The organism is Chroococcidiopsis sp. CCNUC1 (assembly GCF_023546805.1).
In the GTDB taxonomy this organism is placed as follows: Bacteria; Cyanobacteriota; Cyanobacteriia; order Cyanobacteriales; family Chroococcidiopsidaceae; genus Chroococcidiopsis; species Chroococcidiopsis thermalis.
In genome coordinates this window covers 4,318,240-4,331,554 of sequence record NZ_CP097480.1, presented here as the reverse complement: position 1 = coordinate 4,331,554, position 13,315 = coordinate 4,318,240, and the positions used below count along the sequence as shown (strand labels likewise).

16 protein-coding genes and 1 pseudogene are annotated in these 13,315 nt (G+C 45.6%); 7 read left to right on the top strand and 10 right to left on the bottom strand.

The genetic code is table 11. The annotated features are described in order from the left end of the window. Positions 1 to 92: 92 nt before the first annotated feature. On the bottom strand, positions 93 to 275 hold the full coding sequence (locus M5J74_RS19875; protein ID WP_051033355.1) for a DUF454 family protein: 183 nt from the start codon (positions 273 to 275) through the stop codon (positions 93 to 95). Positions 276 to 794: 519 nt separating this feature from the next. On the opposite strand from M5J74_RS19875, the gene M5J74_RS19870 reads away from it, so the two are divergent. Next, positions 795 to 3,050, top strand: coding sequence for a heavy metal translocating P-type ATPase (locus M5J74_RS19870; RefSeq protein ID WP_106166133.1), 2,256 nt, complete (start codon positions 795 to 797; stop codon positions 3,048 to 3,050). Position 3,051: 1 nt separating this feature from the next. Here the strand turns inward: M5J74_RS19870 and M5J74_RS19865 are convergent, their stop codons facing one another. Further along, the gene (locus M5J74_RS19865; protein ID WP_250012923.1) at positions 3,052 to 3,198 is read right to left on the bottom strand and encodes a hypothetical protein; all 147 of its coding nucleotides are present in this window, start codon (positions 3,196 to 3,198) and stop codon (positions 3,052 to 3,054) included. A gap of 33 nt (positions 3,199 to 3,231) precedes the next feature. Between M5J74_RS19865 and M5J74_RS19860 the strand changes: the two genes are divergently transcribed. Then, entirely contained in the window at positions 3,232 to 4,524 is a 1,293-nt protein-coding gene (locus M5J74_RS19860; RefSeq protein WP_015155666.1) for a formylglycine-generating enzyme family protein, read from the top strand. A 117-nt stretch (positions 4,525 to 4,641) separates the two neighbouring features. On the opposite strand, the gene M5J74_RS19855 is transcribed toward M5J74_RS19860, so the two are convergent. From M5J74_RS19855 to M5J74_RS19850, 3 genes are all read right to left on the bottom strand, one after another. Next, positions 4,642 to 4,914: a hypothetical protein gene (locus M5J74_RS19855; protein ID WP_015155665.1), complete on the bottom strand. Its 273-nt coding sequence runs from the start codon at positions 4,912 to 4,914 to the stop codon at positions 4,642 to 4,644. A 243-nt stretch (positions 4,915 to 5,157) separates the two neighbouring features. After that, entirely contained in the window at positions 5,158 to 5,286 is a 129-nt protein-coding gene (locus M5J74_RS32850) for a hypothetical protein (protein ID WP_015155664.1), read from the bottom strand. A 332-nt stretch (positions 5,287 to 5,618) separates the two neighbouring features. Beyond that, the gene (locus tag M5J74_RS19850) at positions 5,619 to 6,035 is read right to left on the bottom strand and encodes a pentapeptide repeat-containing protein (protein WP_015155663.1); all 417 of its coding nucleotides are present in this window, start codon (positions 6,033 to 6,035) and stop codon (positions 5,619 to 5,621) included. Between the two features lie 128 nt (positions 6,036 to 6,163). Between M5J74_RS19850 and M5J74_RS32845 the strand changes: the two genes are divergently transcribed. Further along, positions 6,164 to 6,292: a hypothetical protein gene (locus M5J74_RS32845; RefSeq protein ID WP_256498544.1), complete on the top strand. Its 129-nt coding sequence runs from the start codon at positions 6,164 to 6,166 to the stop codon at positions 6,290 to 6,292. Positions 6,293 to 6,312: 20 nt separating this feature from the next. Here M5J74_RS32845 and M5J74_RS19845 read toward each other — a convergent pair whose 3' ends face one another. The 4 genes from M5J74_RS19845 to M5J74_RS19835 all read right to left on the bottom strand — a co-directional run bounded on the left by M5J74_RS19845 (position 6,313) and on the right by M5J74_RS19835 (position 9,516). Next, a complete protein-coding gene (locus M5J74_RS19845; protein ID WP_127023808.1) occupies positions 6,313 to 7,338 on the bottom strand; it encodes an MFS transporter in 1,026 nt (341 codons plus the stop codon). A gap of 95 nt (positions 7,339 to 7,433) precedes the next feature. Next, complete coding sequence (locus tag M5J74_RS32840) at positions 7,434 to 7,709, bottom strand: ABC transporter substrate-binding protein (RefSeq protein WP_256498543.1); 276 nt, start codon at positions 7,707 to 7,709, stop codon at positions 7,434 to 7,436. Next, the gene (locus M5J74_RS33150) at positions 7,706 to 8,548 is read right to left on the bottom strand and encodes an ABC transporter substrate-binding protein (RefSeq protein ID WP_305883592.1); all 843 of its coding nucleotides are present in this window, start codon (positions 8,546 to 8,548) and stop codon (positions 7,706 to 7,708) included. The genes M5J74_RS32840 and M5J74_RS33150 overlap by 4 nt, the downstream gene beginning before the upstream one ends. Then, complete coding sequence (locus tag M5J74_RS19835; protein ID WP_305883591.1) at positions 8,449 to 9,516, bottom strand: AMIN domain-containing protein; 1,068 nt, start codon at positions 9,514 to 9,516, stop codon at positions 8,449 to 8,451. Before M5J74_RS19835 ends, M5J74_RS33150 begins: the two co-directional genes overlap by 100 nt. A gap of 382 nt (positions 9,517 to 9,898) precedes the next feature. On the opposite strand from M5J74_RS19835, the gene M5J74_RS19830 reads away from it, so the two are divergent. Genes M5J74_RS19830 through M5J74_RS33560 form a run of 4 tightly spaced genes read left to right on the top strand, consistent with a single transcriptional unit; the run spans position 9,899 to position 12,966 of the window. Further along, on the top strand, positions 9,899 to 10,408 hold the full coding sequence (locus M5J74_RS19830) for a helix-turn-helix domain-containing protein (protein WP_250012921.1): 510 nt from the start codon (positions 9,899 to 9,901) through the stop codon (positions 10,406 to 10,408). A 57-nt stretch (positions 10,409 to 10,465) separates the two neighbouring features. Then, on the top strand, positions 10,466 to 10,972 hold the full coding sequence (locus M5J74_RS19825) for an IS630 family transposase (protein ID WP_250012918.1): 507 nt from the start codon (positions 10,466 to 10,468) through the stop codon (positions 10,970 to 10,972). A gap of 60 nt (positions 10,973 to 11,032) precedes the next feature. Continuing rightward, the gene (locus M5J74_RS19820) at positions 11,033 to 12,751 is read left to right on the top strand and encodes an SDR family NAD(P)-dependent oxidoreductase (protein ID WP_250012911.1); all 1,719 of its coding nucleotides are present in this window, start codon (positions 11,033 to 11,035) and stop codon (positions 12,749 to 12,751) included. Beyond that, entirely contained in the window at positions 12,748 to 12,966 is a 219-nt protein-coding gene (locus M5J74_RS33560) for a hypothetical protein (protein WP_181245324.1), read from the top strand. Before M5J74_RS19820 ends, M5J74_RS33560 begins: the two co-directional genes overlap by 4 nt. On the opposite strand, the pseudogene M5J74_RS19815 reads toward M5J74_RS33560, so the two are convergent. After that, a pseudogene (locus M5J74_RS19815) lies at positions 12,911 to 13,286 on the bottom strand (IS4 family transposase); the annotation flags it as partial. The gene M5J74_RS33560 and the pseudogene M5J74_RS19815 overlap by 56 nt on opposite strands. Between the last annotated feature and the right edge of the window lie 29 nt (positions 13,287 to 13,315).

The following is a 13,315-nucleotide window of genomic DNA, read 5'->3' as shown; positions in this document are numbered from 1 at the left end:
GCGACGATCGAGTTGAGAGTTCGGTTGCCCGAACTGCTAAAAATAGCGATTTAGCAACTTTTCGATAGTGCTATCGTGTTTAATTGCAACTTTTAAAACCAAGCTGCAATAAACATTGACTCAAGAATTGACTCAAGCAGAGTCGCGAAGCAGAAGAAAGCTAAAATTAAAAAAGGAGTTCCTGGTAATATAGGAAGAATAACTCCTACAATCCCAACCACCAAGCTAATCGTTCCTGCAACTAGTAAAGCAACGTTCTTAAGTGTTCTTAGCATATTTTTTCCTCCTGCTCTTGGTTTCAACTTTTCAACAATTTCAACTTTCTCAAAGCATTGAATTGCAGAACAGTTTTCAGTATAAATTGAAGGAATTGAAGCGAACATCTACCAAGAGGAATGTAACATTAGGTGGAAATTGAGACGATTTACCTTACTTTTAAATAGTCAGCTATTAAACTCATGATTGCTTATAGTTTTGATTTTCTGAGTGTGGCGATTGCTGGCAACTGATAACTGATTATCCGGTTTCCTAATCATAGAGTTATGAATATACGAACACTTTGTGACCTGAACTTGTGCTAATAGTAGAAAGCACATGGATAGTTCATCTCAGCCCAAAAGCTGAAAAACGGCACATAGCCCGTCCAATGAACTTTGAGTTTATGCAGGAATCAATCGTAACTGTCAAGAAGAGTTTATCCTTCTTGCGGTTCTTGCTTAATTCCTGCATTTTTGTAAAAATCCCCTTAATAATCAAATAAAAAAGTTGTGGATGTTTAATAAGGCGAAAATAATATGCTGCAAGCAATCCAGCCTGAGTCCATAGAAGAGCGATCGCTAGAATATGAAGTCATCCACACAATTGAGGGTCGCTGGCGCATCCGCGTTCCTCGGTTAATCGATGACTCAGAGTATGCTAGTAAACTGAAATGGTTATTTGATACTTTCGAGTTTGCAATTTACGTCCGAATTAACTGTCTGGTTGGTTCGCTCGTGCTGGAATATGATGTTTGTGCCATTGCTCCCACACAATTAAAAGAGAAAATTGGCACTGCCATTCAACAGGCTTACGTTATCGAATTACCTGTGGCGGCAGCACCCGAACAACTCGACCAAAGACCCGAAATCGATTGGGTAGAACGCCTGGGTTTGCCGATGTTAGGGTTGTCTCTATCTTTGCTTGCCAATCAACTAGCAATGCCAATTCCGGCAATCTTGGTAGGCGGAGCCGTGGTTGCCGCAGCTTTACCGTTTTTGACGCGAGTGTTCGAGACGACGGTAAAAGAAAAGCGACTAGATGCCGACCTGCTCGATGCGCTATGGATTAGTCTTTATACTGCCAAAGGCGATTTTGTTGCTCCGGCTTTGATGGTCAGCATGATTGAATCTGGCGAGTTATTACGCGATGTCACCGCCAGCGCCTCAGATCGACAAGCATTAGATTTGGTGAATAGTTTGGGTGAATATGCCTTAGTAGAACAGGACGGAGAAGAACGGCGAGTTCCGCTCAAAGAAGTACAAATAGGCGATCGCGTTGTTGTCTACCCAGGTAGCATAATTCCTGTCAGCGGTCGCATCCTGCGGGGTAAAGCTTTAATCGACGAACACAAACTTACTGGAGAATCTACCCTTGTTTCCCGCTGTGAAGGGCAGGTAGTACACGCCTCTACTTTATTAGTAGAAGGAAAGCTTTGCGTTCTGGTCAAACGGGTTGGTGATAGTACCCGCATTGGTGTTGCATTCCAGTTAATGCAAGCCGCTCCCGTCCACGATACCCGCGTAGAAGATTACGCCTCAAAACTCGCCAATGCTGCCGTATTACCTACCTTGGGCTTGAGTGCCTTGATTTTTGCCGTGACGCGAGACTTCTCTAGGGCAGTGGCTCCCTTACACCTCGATTTCAGCCAAGGCATTCGGCTTTCCGTTCCCACCACAGTGATTTCTGCACTCTCCTATGCAGCACGCAATGGCGTATATATTCGTAGCGGCAGGGCATTGGAAATGCTAGCGCGGGTCGATACCATCGTATTTGATAAAACGGGAACGCTGACGCAAGGCAATCCGGCTGTCGTGGCAATTCGTACCGCTAGCGATCGCATTGACGCAGATCGAGTCCTGACAGTCGCCGCCTCCGCCGAGCAAACCAACACTCATCCCGTTGCCGACGCGATCGTCCGCTACGCCGAAGCTAACGGCATCGAACGGCAAAAGTGCGAAGTTTGGGATTATCAAATTGGCTTAGGTATTGTTGCTCAAATTGCCGGACAAAGAGTGCTAGTCGGTAGCGATCGCCTAATGCGGCAAGAGGGCATTGAGTTGAATGCATTTCACGCTCGATATCCTGACATCACGTCCGGCAACCACTCCCTCGTCTACGTGGCGCAAGATAGCGAACTGCTGGGGGCAATTTTATATACCGATCCCGTGCGTCCAGAAAGCCATAGCGCCGTTGCTGCTCTTAAAGCTCAACGTTTAGATATTTATACACTCAGCGGCGATCGGCAGCGCGTTGCGAATGAAGTCGCCGAAAAATTAGGCATAGAGCCTGACAATACCTATAGTTCCTGTTCGCCCCTCCAAAAAGTTGAGATCGTTCGCCAACTGCGCGATAATGGATGCACGGTGGCATTTGTAGGCGAGGGCATTAACGATGCTGCGGCGCTTGCCTATGCCGATGTTTCGATTTCGATTGCCTCTGGAAGTGACATTGCACGGGAAACAGCAGATGTGTTGCTGCTAGACGACGACTTGCGAGGACTGACAAAAGCGATTGAAATTGCCAAAAGGTCAATGGATATCGTTTACCAAAATACAGCTTTAGTTGCCATTCCCAACATTGGAGTTGTACTTGCAGGTATTTTCTTCGCCTTAAACCCAGTTCTCTCAGTCATTATCAGCAACGGTTCTGCCCTCCTTGCCGAGTTGAATGCTTTGCGCCCGCTATTCGATGCGGAAGACGATCCGATCGCCAAAATCTCCACCGCTAAGTTTTCTAACTCCAACACGAGCAATGATATTCCAGATTTCTCACCTCTGATGGCAACTGTCTGAATCAGCGATTGGTTATCAGTGACCAGTGACTAGTTATCAGCGACCTGTTACCAGTGGTAATGGGTAGTTGGTAGTTGGTAGTTGGTGGTTGGTGGTTGCTCCCCCTGCTTCCTTGTCTCCCTTGTCTCCCTTGTCTCCCTTGTCTCATAAAAATTCTAGCCCTTAGCCCCTAGCCCCTCCTATGGCTAAATGTCCTGTTTGCCAGACGGAATACATTGAAGGCGAAATTGAAAATTGCCCTGTCTGCCATTGGCAACTCCAGCCTTACCCATTTTTAGTTAGCTTACTGCCAGATTGGATCGAGCAAGAGAAAGTCAAACTAGAGTGGGCGCGGAAACAGTGGATGGCAACTAAGTTGCAAAAAGAACAAATGCATCAGTTGCAACTGCAAATCAAACAAGCCAGACAAAAAGAATCTCATCTTCAGTTTCAGCTAGAACAATCGCTCCAAGAGCGATCGCGCTTGCAAAGCAAATTGTCTCAAGTCGATCGAGAGCGATCGCAACTACAAGTAGAGTTAGAGCGCGTACCATCATTACTGCTGGAGAGCATACCTACTAGCAGATCGGAATTTTCTTTCTCTGTCCTAACCTTAGACGATCGCGGCAAACAAATCGATCGTCATACCAGCTTTGCCCAATCTTGGAGCGAGCAACTGGGAGATGGGATCGAGTTAGAAATTGTTTCAATCGCATCTGGTACGTTTTGGATGGGTTCGCCTCCGAATGAAGAGGGACGGGAAGCCAACGAAGGACCGCAGCACCAAGTTACGGTCAAATCTTTTTGGCTGGGAAAATATCCAGTCACTCAAGCTCAGTGGCAAGCAGTCGCGGCTTTACCTAAAGTCGAACGATCGCTCAATCCCGATCCTGCTCATTTTAAAGGCGAAGATTTACCCGTAGAACAAGTCACTTGGTACGAAGCAGTTGAGTTTTGTGCCAGACTCAGCCGCAAAACTGGACGCGAGTATCGGTTACCCAGTGAAGCCGAGTGGGAGTATGCTTGTCGGGCGATCGCCTCGACTAAATTCGATCTGAGTCAGGCAGCGTTTAAATACACTGAGGATCGAGAAATCTTTAAAGCACAGGCAACAAAGCCATTTCACTTTGGCGATACGATCGTTTCTGATGTTGCTAACTACGACGGCAACTATACTTACCGCTCTGGAATCCGAGGAACTTATCGACAGCAAACAACTCCTGTAGGTAGTTTTGGTGTCGCTAATGCCTTTGGATTATACGATTTGCACGGGAACGTCTGGGAATGGTGCGCCGATCCTTGGTACTCCAACTACAAAGGCGCTCCTACCGATGGTAGCGTTTGGGATTTTGGGGGAGACAACAGCCAGAGACTACTACGAGGCGGTGCTTGGTACTGTATTCCAAAGCTCTGCCGTGCCGCACAGCGCCACTGGGATCGAGCAGATAATGGTGGTAGCGGTATCGGTTTTCGCATCGCCTGTTCCTTTGTTTAGGGAGCAGGGTGTAGTGAGTGGCTAGTGGCTAGTGGCTGGTGGCTAGTAGTAAATAGGGTGTGGAAGTGTGGGAAGTGTGGAAGTGTGGGGTGTAGTGGATTGTTAACTGGTTAGGAGTCACTGCTCCCGGCTCCCGGCTCCCGGCTCCCGGCTCCCTGCCTCAGCTGGTACTTCTGCCTGTTTGTAATGAGGCTCCTCGTCGCTACTTTTGTTAGTCTTGCCAGCAGTCTGCTCTTTTTTGGCTTCAGTCACCAACTCTTGCATGTATTCCTGGGCTTGGTGGCTAAACTCCTGCACTCGATCCATGCTTTCTAAACCCCAAACGATAAAAGCTTTTGCCAATGCTCTAGTTGATTCTGCAAGAGATTTATTGAGGTCGTCAGAACTCATATCGGTTAGTCTCAAACTAGATTTTAATTCTGTTTTATCTGTATTTAAAGGCGATCGGTGCTTTTGTCAGTATATTTCGATATTAAAAATACACGACGGCTTTTTCCAGCCAGCTATTTAACAACCAAAATAGGCTTTAGATCGCATATTTAATACTACACCATTCTCGTAGAGAATCGCGCAGTTTCGATCGCAAACTTTTGCCGATCGCGAGTTCTATTTAAAAGAGGTCAGCCTATTATGTTAGCAATGTTTGGGCTGCCTGAGTTTGAGTTTGTTCAATGCAGATCGCTTCTCAACTGTCCACAACACAGCTACGGTAATCGCGATCGCCATAATCCCCAAGCCGATACAAATAGCTAGAGTTTCCATATCTCACACTTCCTCTGCTTCAAATTTTGTTTGTTAATCGCGTAAATAGATTTTGATTATATACATAAGTTAATATTTCTGCAAAAATGAATACTTAAGTACTAGCTTTAGCTATTTTTTCACAGAGGCAAAGCCACAGCAGCTTTGATTTTCGATCTTTTTCAACCGCTCGCACGCTTAATTTTTGACAGTAAATCTTTAGAAATAATACAGATTTACACAAGTGCGAGCGATGCTTATTAAAGGAATTGAATATACTTATATACTTAGCATTTAATATCAAAAGCTGTTTTCTATCTAATGAGGTAAGCCAAAGACTGTGGTAGTAAAATCTATCCACGGATCGAGCCATCAGGCATAGTTGTTTTAAAAAACTTAGCTTGGGAAAAGTTAGTACGATTCGCGATCGCGGCGTGAAGATTAGCACCGCTTAAATCGGCTTCGCTCAGATCGGCTCCAGTTAGATCGGCTCCACTCAAACTAGCTCCCGTCAAGTTTGCGCCAATAAGATATGCATTGTTGAGATTAGCACCACTAAGATCGGCATCGGTTAAATCAGCAATATTGAGGTTAGCCCCAGTCAAGTTTGTAGCACAGAGATTAGCTTTACTTAAATTGACAGCGCACAGATAAGCTCTGATTAACGTAGCTCGACTCAGGTTTGGCATAACTCCCCCATTCTTTTTGCGCCAATCATTCCAAACTGCTATTCCTTGAGTTAGTAGAGCAAGTTGCACCGGATCTGCCATTTTATTGCCTTAACCTGAGGGAGTCTTACGCTCTTTAAGTCTAAGTTACAACGTCTAAGTTACAACGTCTAAGTTATAACTCAAGTGGAAAGCAGCGTGAAGCATACTAACTGCTCGATTTAGTCATTATGCCGCAAGTCCTTCAACAGATGGCGGCGGACGCGATCGCACTTGATGTTCTGGGAATTTCTAAAGTGCATTTCGCCGCTCATTCAACAGCGGATGGAGCAAGCAAAGCTACTGCTGACGACTACTGACTTAGCGATCGCCGCGATTTCTAGGCATGATGGTCGGGTACGAGGCTTTCCACGTCACGTAATACTGGAAAGGCATACCCTCCAAAGCCAATCAGCATACTACAGCAAGAAAAGAGACTATATTGCAGTGCCATCCCAGCACCATTACCAGTGCCGAACAAACCACCAAATATTCCAGCCATGCTACCTCCTGGCATCATCGCTGGCTCAAAAAAATAGTCAGCTAATGGTCCGGCGATCGCTAACCCTAACGGTGTAGTAACCTGGGCAATCAGATAGCGGGAGGCGAAGACTCGCCCTTGTACATCTGGTTCCACCTTCGACAGCCAAATTGCTTGATTGGAACTATCGATCGCCGGAGAAACGAAAGCTGCTAAAAAGCCAGCCGTCATCCAATGCCAAGCTACACGTCCTAAGCCAAAGATGATTTTACCCAAGCTCATCAGTGCTGTACCAAATAACAGACCGTGAATGCGGCGTTTAGGTCCACCCCAAACACTCAACCCCGTAGCACCCACTAAACCACCTATGCCGATCGCGAATTGCACGCTAGCTAAGACTGCGGCATCATTTGCCGGAGCCATGATGTAGGAGCCAAAATAGGTGACATACGAACTCATCGCCGTAGCACGAGTGTAATGTCGCGGCGGAACGATCGCCGACATAGAAGCTGAGAAGGCTAGACTTTGGATATAGCCGAACAGTCCGTTGATAGCAGCAGTGATGTAGAAATGCCAGATTTCTAAGCGCCCGGTCAACAACAACAGTAGAATGGCAATGGTAGAAATTCCTGCTGCTGTGTCGCCCCCCATCATCAATTGCTTGCGATTCCAGCGATCGACGAGTAACCCAGCAAAAGAGGCAGCAACTAATTTTGGTGTATATGTAAAAAAGAAAATTAAGGATAAGGGCGTTGCTTGACCTGCAATCTGCCAAGCCCAGATTGTGATGGCGAAGTTAGTCATCTCAGAGCCAAGGATCGAAGTCATCTGACCGATCCACAAAATTAGGAAAGTGCGTAAGCTAGTTGGTTGTTCTGGCTGCAAGAAATGGCTCTCCCGCTCGTTAGGTGGGCAATGCCCACTCTACATTTAAATTTACTTTTGAATTTTGAATTTTGAATTTTGAATTTGTTAGACGGCTAGCTTTTTTCCGCTACTAGATATTTAAATAAGTCATCCAGAATCCGATTTGCCCCTAAAATGTTGCTGCCGAGATGCCAAACCTCAGCGTCCACTTGATACACCTGTCCTTTTTGGACGGCATTCAGTTGAGAAAAGAGCGGATCTTTTGCAAACTGGTTAACCGTAAAACTACCTGGGACTTTATCTGAATCGACGCTGAGCAGGAAAATCGCATCGCCATCTATACTATTAATGTCTTCCCGCGATACTTGTTCCCAGGATTTCCCCCTCACGTCTTGAGCTGGGGACGAGCTAAACCTACATCCTGCAACACTAAACCAGGAAAGCTGTCTTGCGTATAAAAAGCTATCCAACCTTCAGTTGTAATAACTACAGATACCTGTATATTACTAGGTTGAGCTTTGAGCTGTTGTTGGAGTTTGGCTACCCGCCGATCGTAATCGTCAAGGAGTGGCTGAACGGCATCAGCGCGATCGAGCGCTTGGGCATAGAGTTGGAGTTCTTGCTTCCACTGTCCGTCAGTGCTATTTCCTGCTGTTAAGACCGTGGGGGCAATTTGCGATAACTTGTCATAGATTTGTCTATGAGCCATCGTATTGCCCAAGATCAAATCCGGCTGGAGGCGCAGAATTGCCTCAAGGTTAGGTGGGGTTTTACCTACAGGCGTAATTCCTGCCGCGCGATCGCCTAAATAGGCTGGCAAAGAATCAGTTCTGGGAAGACTGGAGCCGATCGGTTTAACACCCAACGCTAAAGCAGGATCGAGGGGGGCTGTATCCAGCATCACCACTCGCTGCGGCTGAGCCGGAACTTTAGTCTCCCCCATTGCGTGTTTTATGACTCGTGCGGTTGCGCCTGATGTAGAAACAGAATTAGCAATCTTGTTATTGCTGGGCAATTCTTGGGAAGTATTGCTACTGCACCCATAGACTGTTAAAACTGTCAAGAGCATCAGGGTATAGCCAAAAGATTCTCCTTGTAGTTCGCCCAGATCGGTACGCGCCCCTACGACTAACTCTGACTGAATTCTTTCGTCAGTCGGTTGACGAGTAATAATATTGATGACTCCACCCGTTGCGCCCTGACCGTAAACAGCACTGGGACCGCGCACGACCTCGATCCCTCGATCGATGACGGGTCAATGGCATTGAGTTGGCGATCGAAACCAGCACTCGTATTTTGAACGACTCCATCGATTAAAATTAGCGGCGGACGACCCCGCAGAGTTTGCAGACGACCAGTCCGGCGGTTTTGGGTCGGCGGACCAAAGCCAGGAACCGCCTGACCGAGAATATCTGGCAAATTCCTGGTCACAGAGGTCTGAGTCTCGATCTGTTCGCGAGTAATTGTCGTCACCGATCGCGGCACGTTCTGTAGTAATTCTTCTACGCGACTAGCAGTCACGACAATATCGAGTTCCTCTGCCTCGGCTTGAGTCGCTGGTTGTTCCGCTGGTTTAGGTTGAGCTTCCGGTGTCTCTGGTGCTGGTGCGGGTACTTGACCCGTTTGAGTTGTTGGGGTCAAACTGAAAATCAGCCCTTCTTTACCGCTCTCAAACACCTCAACTTTCGGTGCTGCTGCCGTTCCTGTCACCCTCACCTGAATGGTGTTGTCATTCAGATTCACGACTCTAATTGCAGAAATGCCCTCAGCCGGATTGTCAGCCTGAAACTCATTGCCCTCTGGTAGAACTAGCTGGGCGTTGGCAACGTTGGAAATTAAGGTAGCTTCCTCGCTGGTAGTGGAGAATTCCAGCTTTTGCGGAGCAGCTGTCTCTAGGATAACTTCCAGCCCCTTATCAGTTGGGATCAGCCGTACACCCTTGACTTGTACGATCGCACTCGCTGGCGCTAACGGAGAAGTTTGAGATAGGGACTGTACGGTTTTGTGAGGCTGTTTTACCTCACGCAGACGCGCAGCTAAAGGATTTTGTGGCGATCGCACTTTTGCCGCGACAGGCAGCGAGCTCTGATGGGAATATTTGGCAACTTCCTCAGGAGACTTTGGTGATGCCATTGCTGTCGGCATCATACCAACACTGAGCAGTGCGACGCAGGAGAGCAATAAATGCAGCTTCATGACTTTACCTCACACCCTATCTACCTAAACTGTTGCACCGTATGTCATCGTCAAAAGCATTGATGACAACTGGGAACGAATAAGAGTTGTCAACCACACAAAAAATTCACCCACACACAAGCCTGGGAGTAACGACTGTCTTTTCAATCCGGTTTTCTCACGTCTAGTCAATCCACTTAAATCATTCTCAAATCTAAGTCGATATTATTGCGAATATTTTTTATAAGCTTGAGCAGAATAGAACAATTTGCGGGTCAATGTCAAGTTAGTAACAATTCAAAAACAGCAGTTTTTATACATAAATCTGCAATAAATACACCCGTAATACCATTTTACTTTAAAGATGCTACAGATAGTAGGAGGTATCAAAAGGTGAAATGCTATGTCTGGCGTGGTTAAAATTGACATCATTGAATCAGTTGAAGAGCTGAAAACGTTATTAGCGGCACAAACAACAGCTTTTGGCAAGGAAAGAGTACAAGCATTATATCTGCTGAAAACAAAACAAGTCGAGACAGTACAACACTTGGCAGCAATTCTGGGACGGAATCGAGTTACAGTTCAACGTTGGTTACGCTCTTATCGTAGTGGTGGACTATGCCAATTGTTGTCCCAACACAAAAGCCAAGGGAGACCGATGGTGAGATCAGCAGAGGCGATCGCATCGTTAAAAGAAGAATTAAAAGATCCAGAAGGATTTTCTAGTTATAAAGAAGTGCAGTTATGGTTCAAAACTGTACTAGGAGTTGAAGCAAATTATCACGTTGTTCACCGTTTAGTTCGTGACAAGCTAAACGCCAAACTGAAATCATCACGACCATGTAGTAGCGAACAGAACCCAGAAGAACTTAATAAGTTTAAAAAAAACTGCCAAGCCTTTTGCAAACAATAGTTACATCTCTAGGCAGTCAAGGAATAGAAGAGAGTCAATTACGCTACTGGTGTCATAATGGTATCTCGATTTGGGCTAAAAACTATTGAGCGCCGACTGCTCACAGGTTTTGGCGTTAAACCAATCGGAATCGGACAATGGAAACGTGAGAATTATTACCTTTACGGCATAGTTGAGCCAACAACAGGTTGTCGCTTTTTCTACGAGTTTTCTCACTTGGACACTACCTGCTTTCAAGCTTTTTTAGAGTTATTTTCTCAGACTTATCCCAAAGATTTTCACATTATACAACTTGACAACGGCTCCTTTCACAAAGCTGATGATTTAACAGTACCAGACAACATGCTCTTGTTATTCCAACCATCACATTGCCCAGAACTCAACCCAATTGAAAGGTTATGGCAGTATCTCAAGAGTTTTTTAGGTTGGCAGTTGTTCAATAATCTGGATGAATTGAGAGATAAAGTTCGGCATATTCTGAATTCTTTCACACCAGAAATCGTTGTTAGCTTAACAGGTTGGAATTATATTCTCCAAGCTTTATCTGTAGCAGGTATTTCATAAAATGGTATAAAAGAGGGTGTCTACAGCCTGAATCCGCAACAAGCGCCAGATTACGAGGCTTTGCTGCAAGCACTGCACGCCCGACAGCAGTTTCCTGATTCTGTTATTCATCTGTGGACGATCGCACCCTATACCCAGATTGCGTTGGATGTTGAAATATTTGAGCGATCGCAAGTTAGAGGATTCTATAGTTTGCTGTTTCTCACTCAAGCATTGGGGAAGCAAAATTTGGGCGATCGCTTGCAATTAACGGTTGTCTCTAACCATCTTCACGGCGTGACGGCAGAAGAAATTGTGTCTCCAGAGAAAGCGACTGTATTGGCAGCGGTGAAGGTAATTGGGCAAGAATATCCCCAGATTCGCTGTCGCAGTATTGATGTGATGATTTCTGATGCGGAGAAGCTAGTGGAGCGGTTGTTGGGGGAGTCGATCCCAAGTCAAGCAGAAGATTTGGTGTCACGCATTAGCCGAAGGCAAAGCGAAGCGTTAGACGCAAAGGCGCAAAGGGCGCTTAAGGTAGATGTGTCTGATGATGTGGCGATCGCTTATGGAAAGGGACAGCGTTGGGTACAAGCGTTTGAATCAGTTAAGTTACCAAAAACAAATACATCTGCACTCCTTAGAACGGGTGGAGTACATCTGATTACTGGTGGACTTGGCAATATTGGATTGGTGTTGGCGGAGTATTTGGCTAAGAGTGTCAAGGCGAAGTTGATTCTGACGGGGCGAGCGGTTTTTCCGACGAAAGATGAGTGGGAAAAATGGCTAGCTACTCACAATGAAGATGATGAAATTAGTGGCAAAATTCGGAAAGTTCAACGGTTAGAAACATTGGGCGCACGGGTGATGGGAGCTGCTGCTGATGTGGCTGACATCCAACAAATGCAAGCTGTTATCGCTCAAGCTGAGTCGCAATTTGGTCGATTGAATGGTGTGATTCATGCTGCTGGAGTTTTGGGAGAAAGCTCGTTTAATACTATTGAAAAGATTGAAAAAATACATTGCGATCGCCAGTTTCAATCGAAGGTTTATGGATTATTGGTATTAGAAAAGATTTTACAGGAAAAACAACTAGATTTTTGCTTGTTGATGTCTTCTCTTTCTTCTGTTTTAGGAGGCTTGGGTTCTGTTGCTTATGCGGCTGCGAATCTGTTTATGGATGCTTTTATCCATCAGCAGAAGCAAAATAATTCGATTCCTTGGATTGGTGTAAACTGGGATATCTGGCAGTTTAAAAATAACAAAAATATTTTTACTAGTGCTAGTTTGGCTGAATTCGCGATCGCACCGAAAGAAGGTATAGATGCTTTGCAACGAATTTCATCCCAAGATGAATTCGAGCAGGTAGTTGTTTCAACGGGAGATTTACAAAGCAGGATCGATCGCTCGATTCAAGTGAATCTACGCGAAACGGATATTCCCCAGCAAGACAGTTTATCCTCGGCATACTCTAGACCGAATTTACCGAATTGCTATGTCGCGCCGCGCGATCGCCTGGAACAAATAATTGCTAACCTCTGGCAACAACTTTTCGGGATCGAGCAAGTAGGAATTCACGATAACTTTTTCGATCTGGGTGGTGAATCGATTAATGGGATGACATTTATCAACCAGTTCCAAAAACAACTGGGGCAGATCGTGCATATTTCAGCAATTTTTGAAGCGCCAACTGTTAACGAATTTGCTGCATACTTGCAGAAAAAATATCCTGAAGCGATCGCGAAAATGTTGAAACTCGAAACAGTTCTGGTAGGCGATCGCGAGGAGGGAGAACTATGAATATTGATGAGTTTTTATCCTACTGCCGCAGTCTAGATATAAAAATCTGGCTCGATGGCGCACGATTGCGTTATAGCGCTCCGACGGAGCGCTTTTTGACAACTCTAAGATTGCTTCTTGGCTGTCTTGGCGGAATTTTTTCAGCCAAGATGTCTGCAATCAGCTTGGTGAAAAAAAAGGTAATTCTTCTGGTTGGAGATCTTGAAAATCACTAATCGCGCGTCGAAGGACTTTAAGCGTACCAGTAAAACCCAAGCGTAGCGGCGCTATTCCAGCTTGTTGGGCAGCAGTAAATATTAAATGTCGCACGGCATAATGACCCAAAAGCCAGTCATAAATTTCTTGAACAACTTCACGAGGTTTGAGAGAGCGGATGGGAGTTTTGCGTCCATTCAAATGGGTTTTAAGTTCATCAAGTGTGTTTTCTATTTCAAGAGCGTTGATGGTATTCAGTAGCTAGTAATGAAGCCGGAAACAGGGCGATATCTAGCAAACTAGAAATCAGACGATACGTTTGTTGCTGCTCACCTGTATCACTCGTGTAAGCTGTTCCACATATAAATT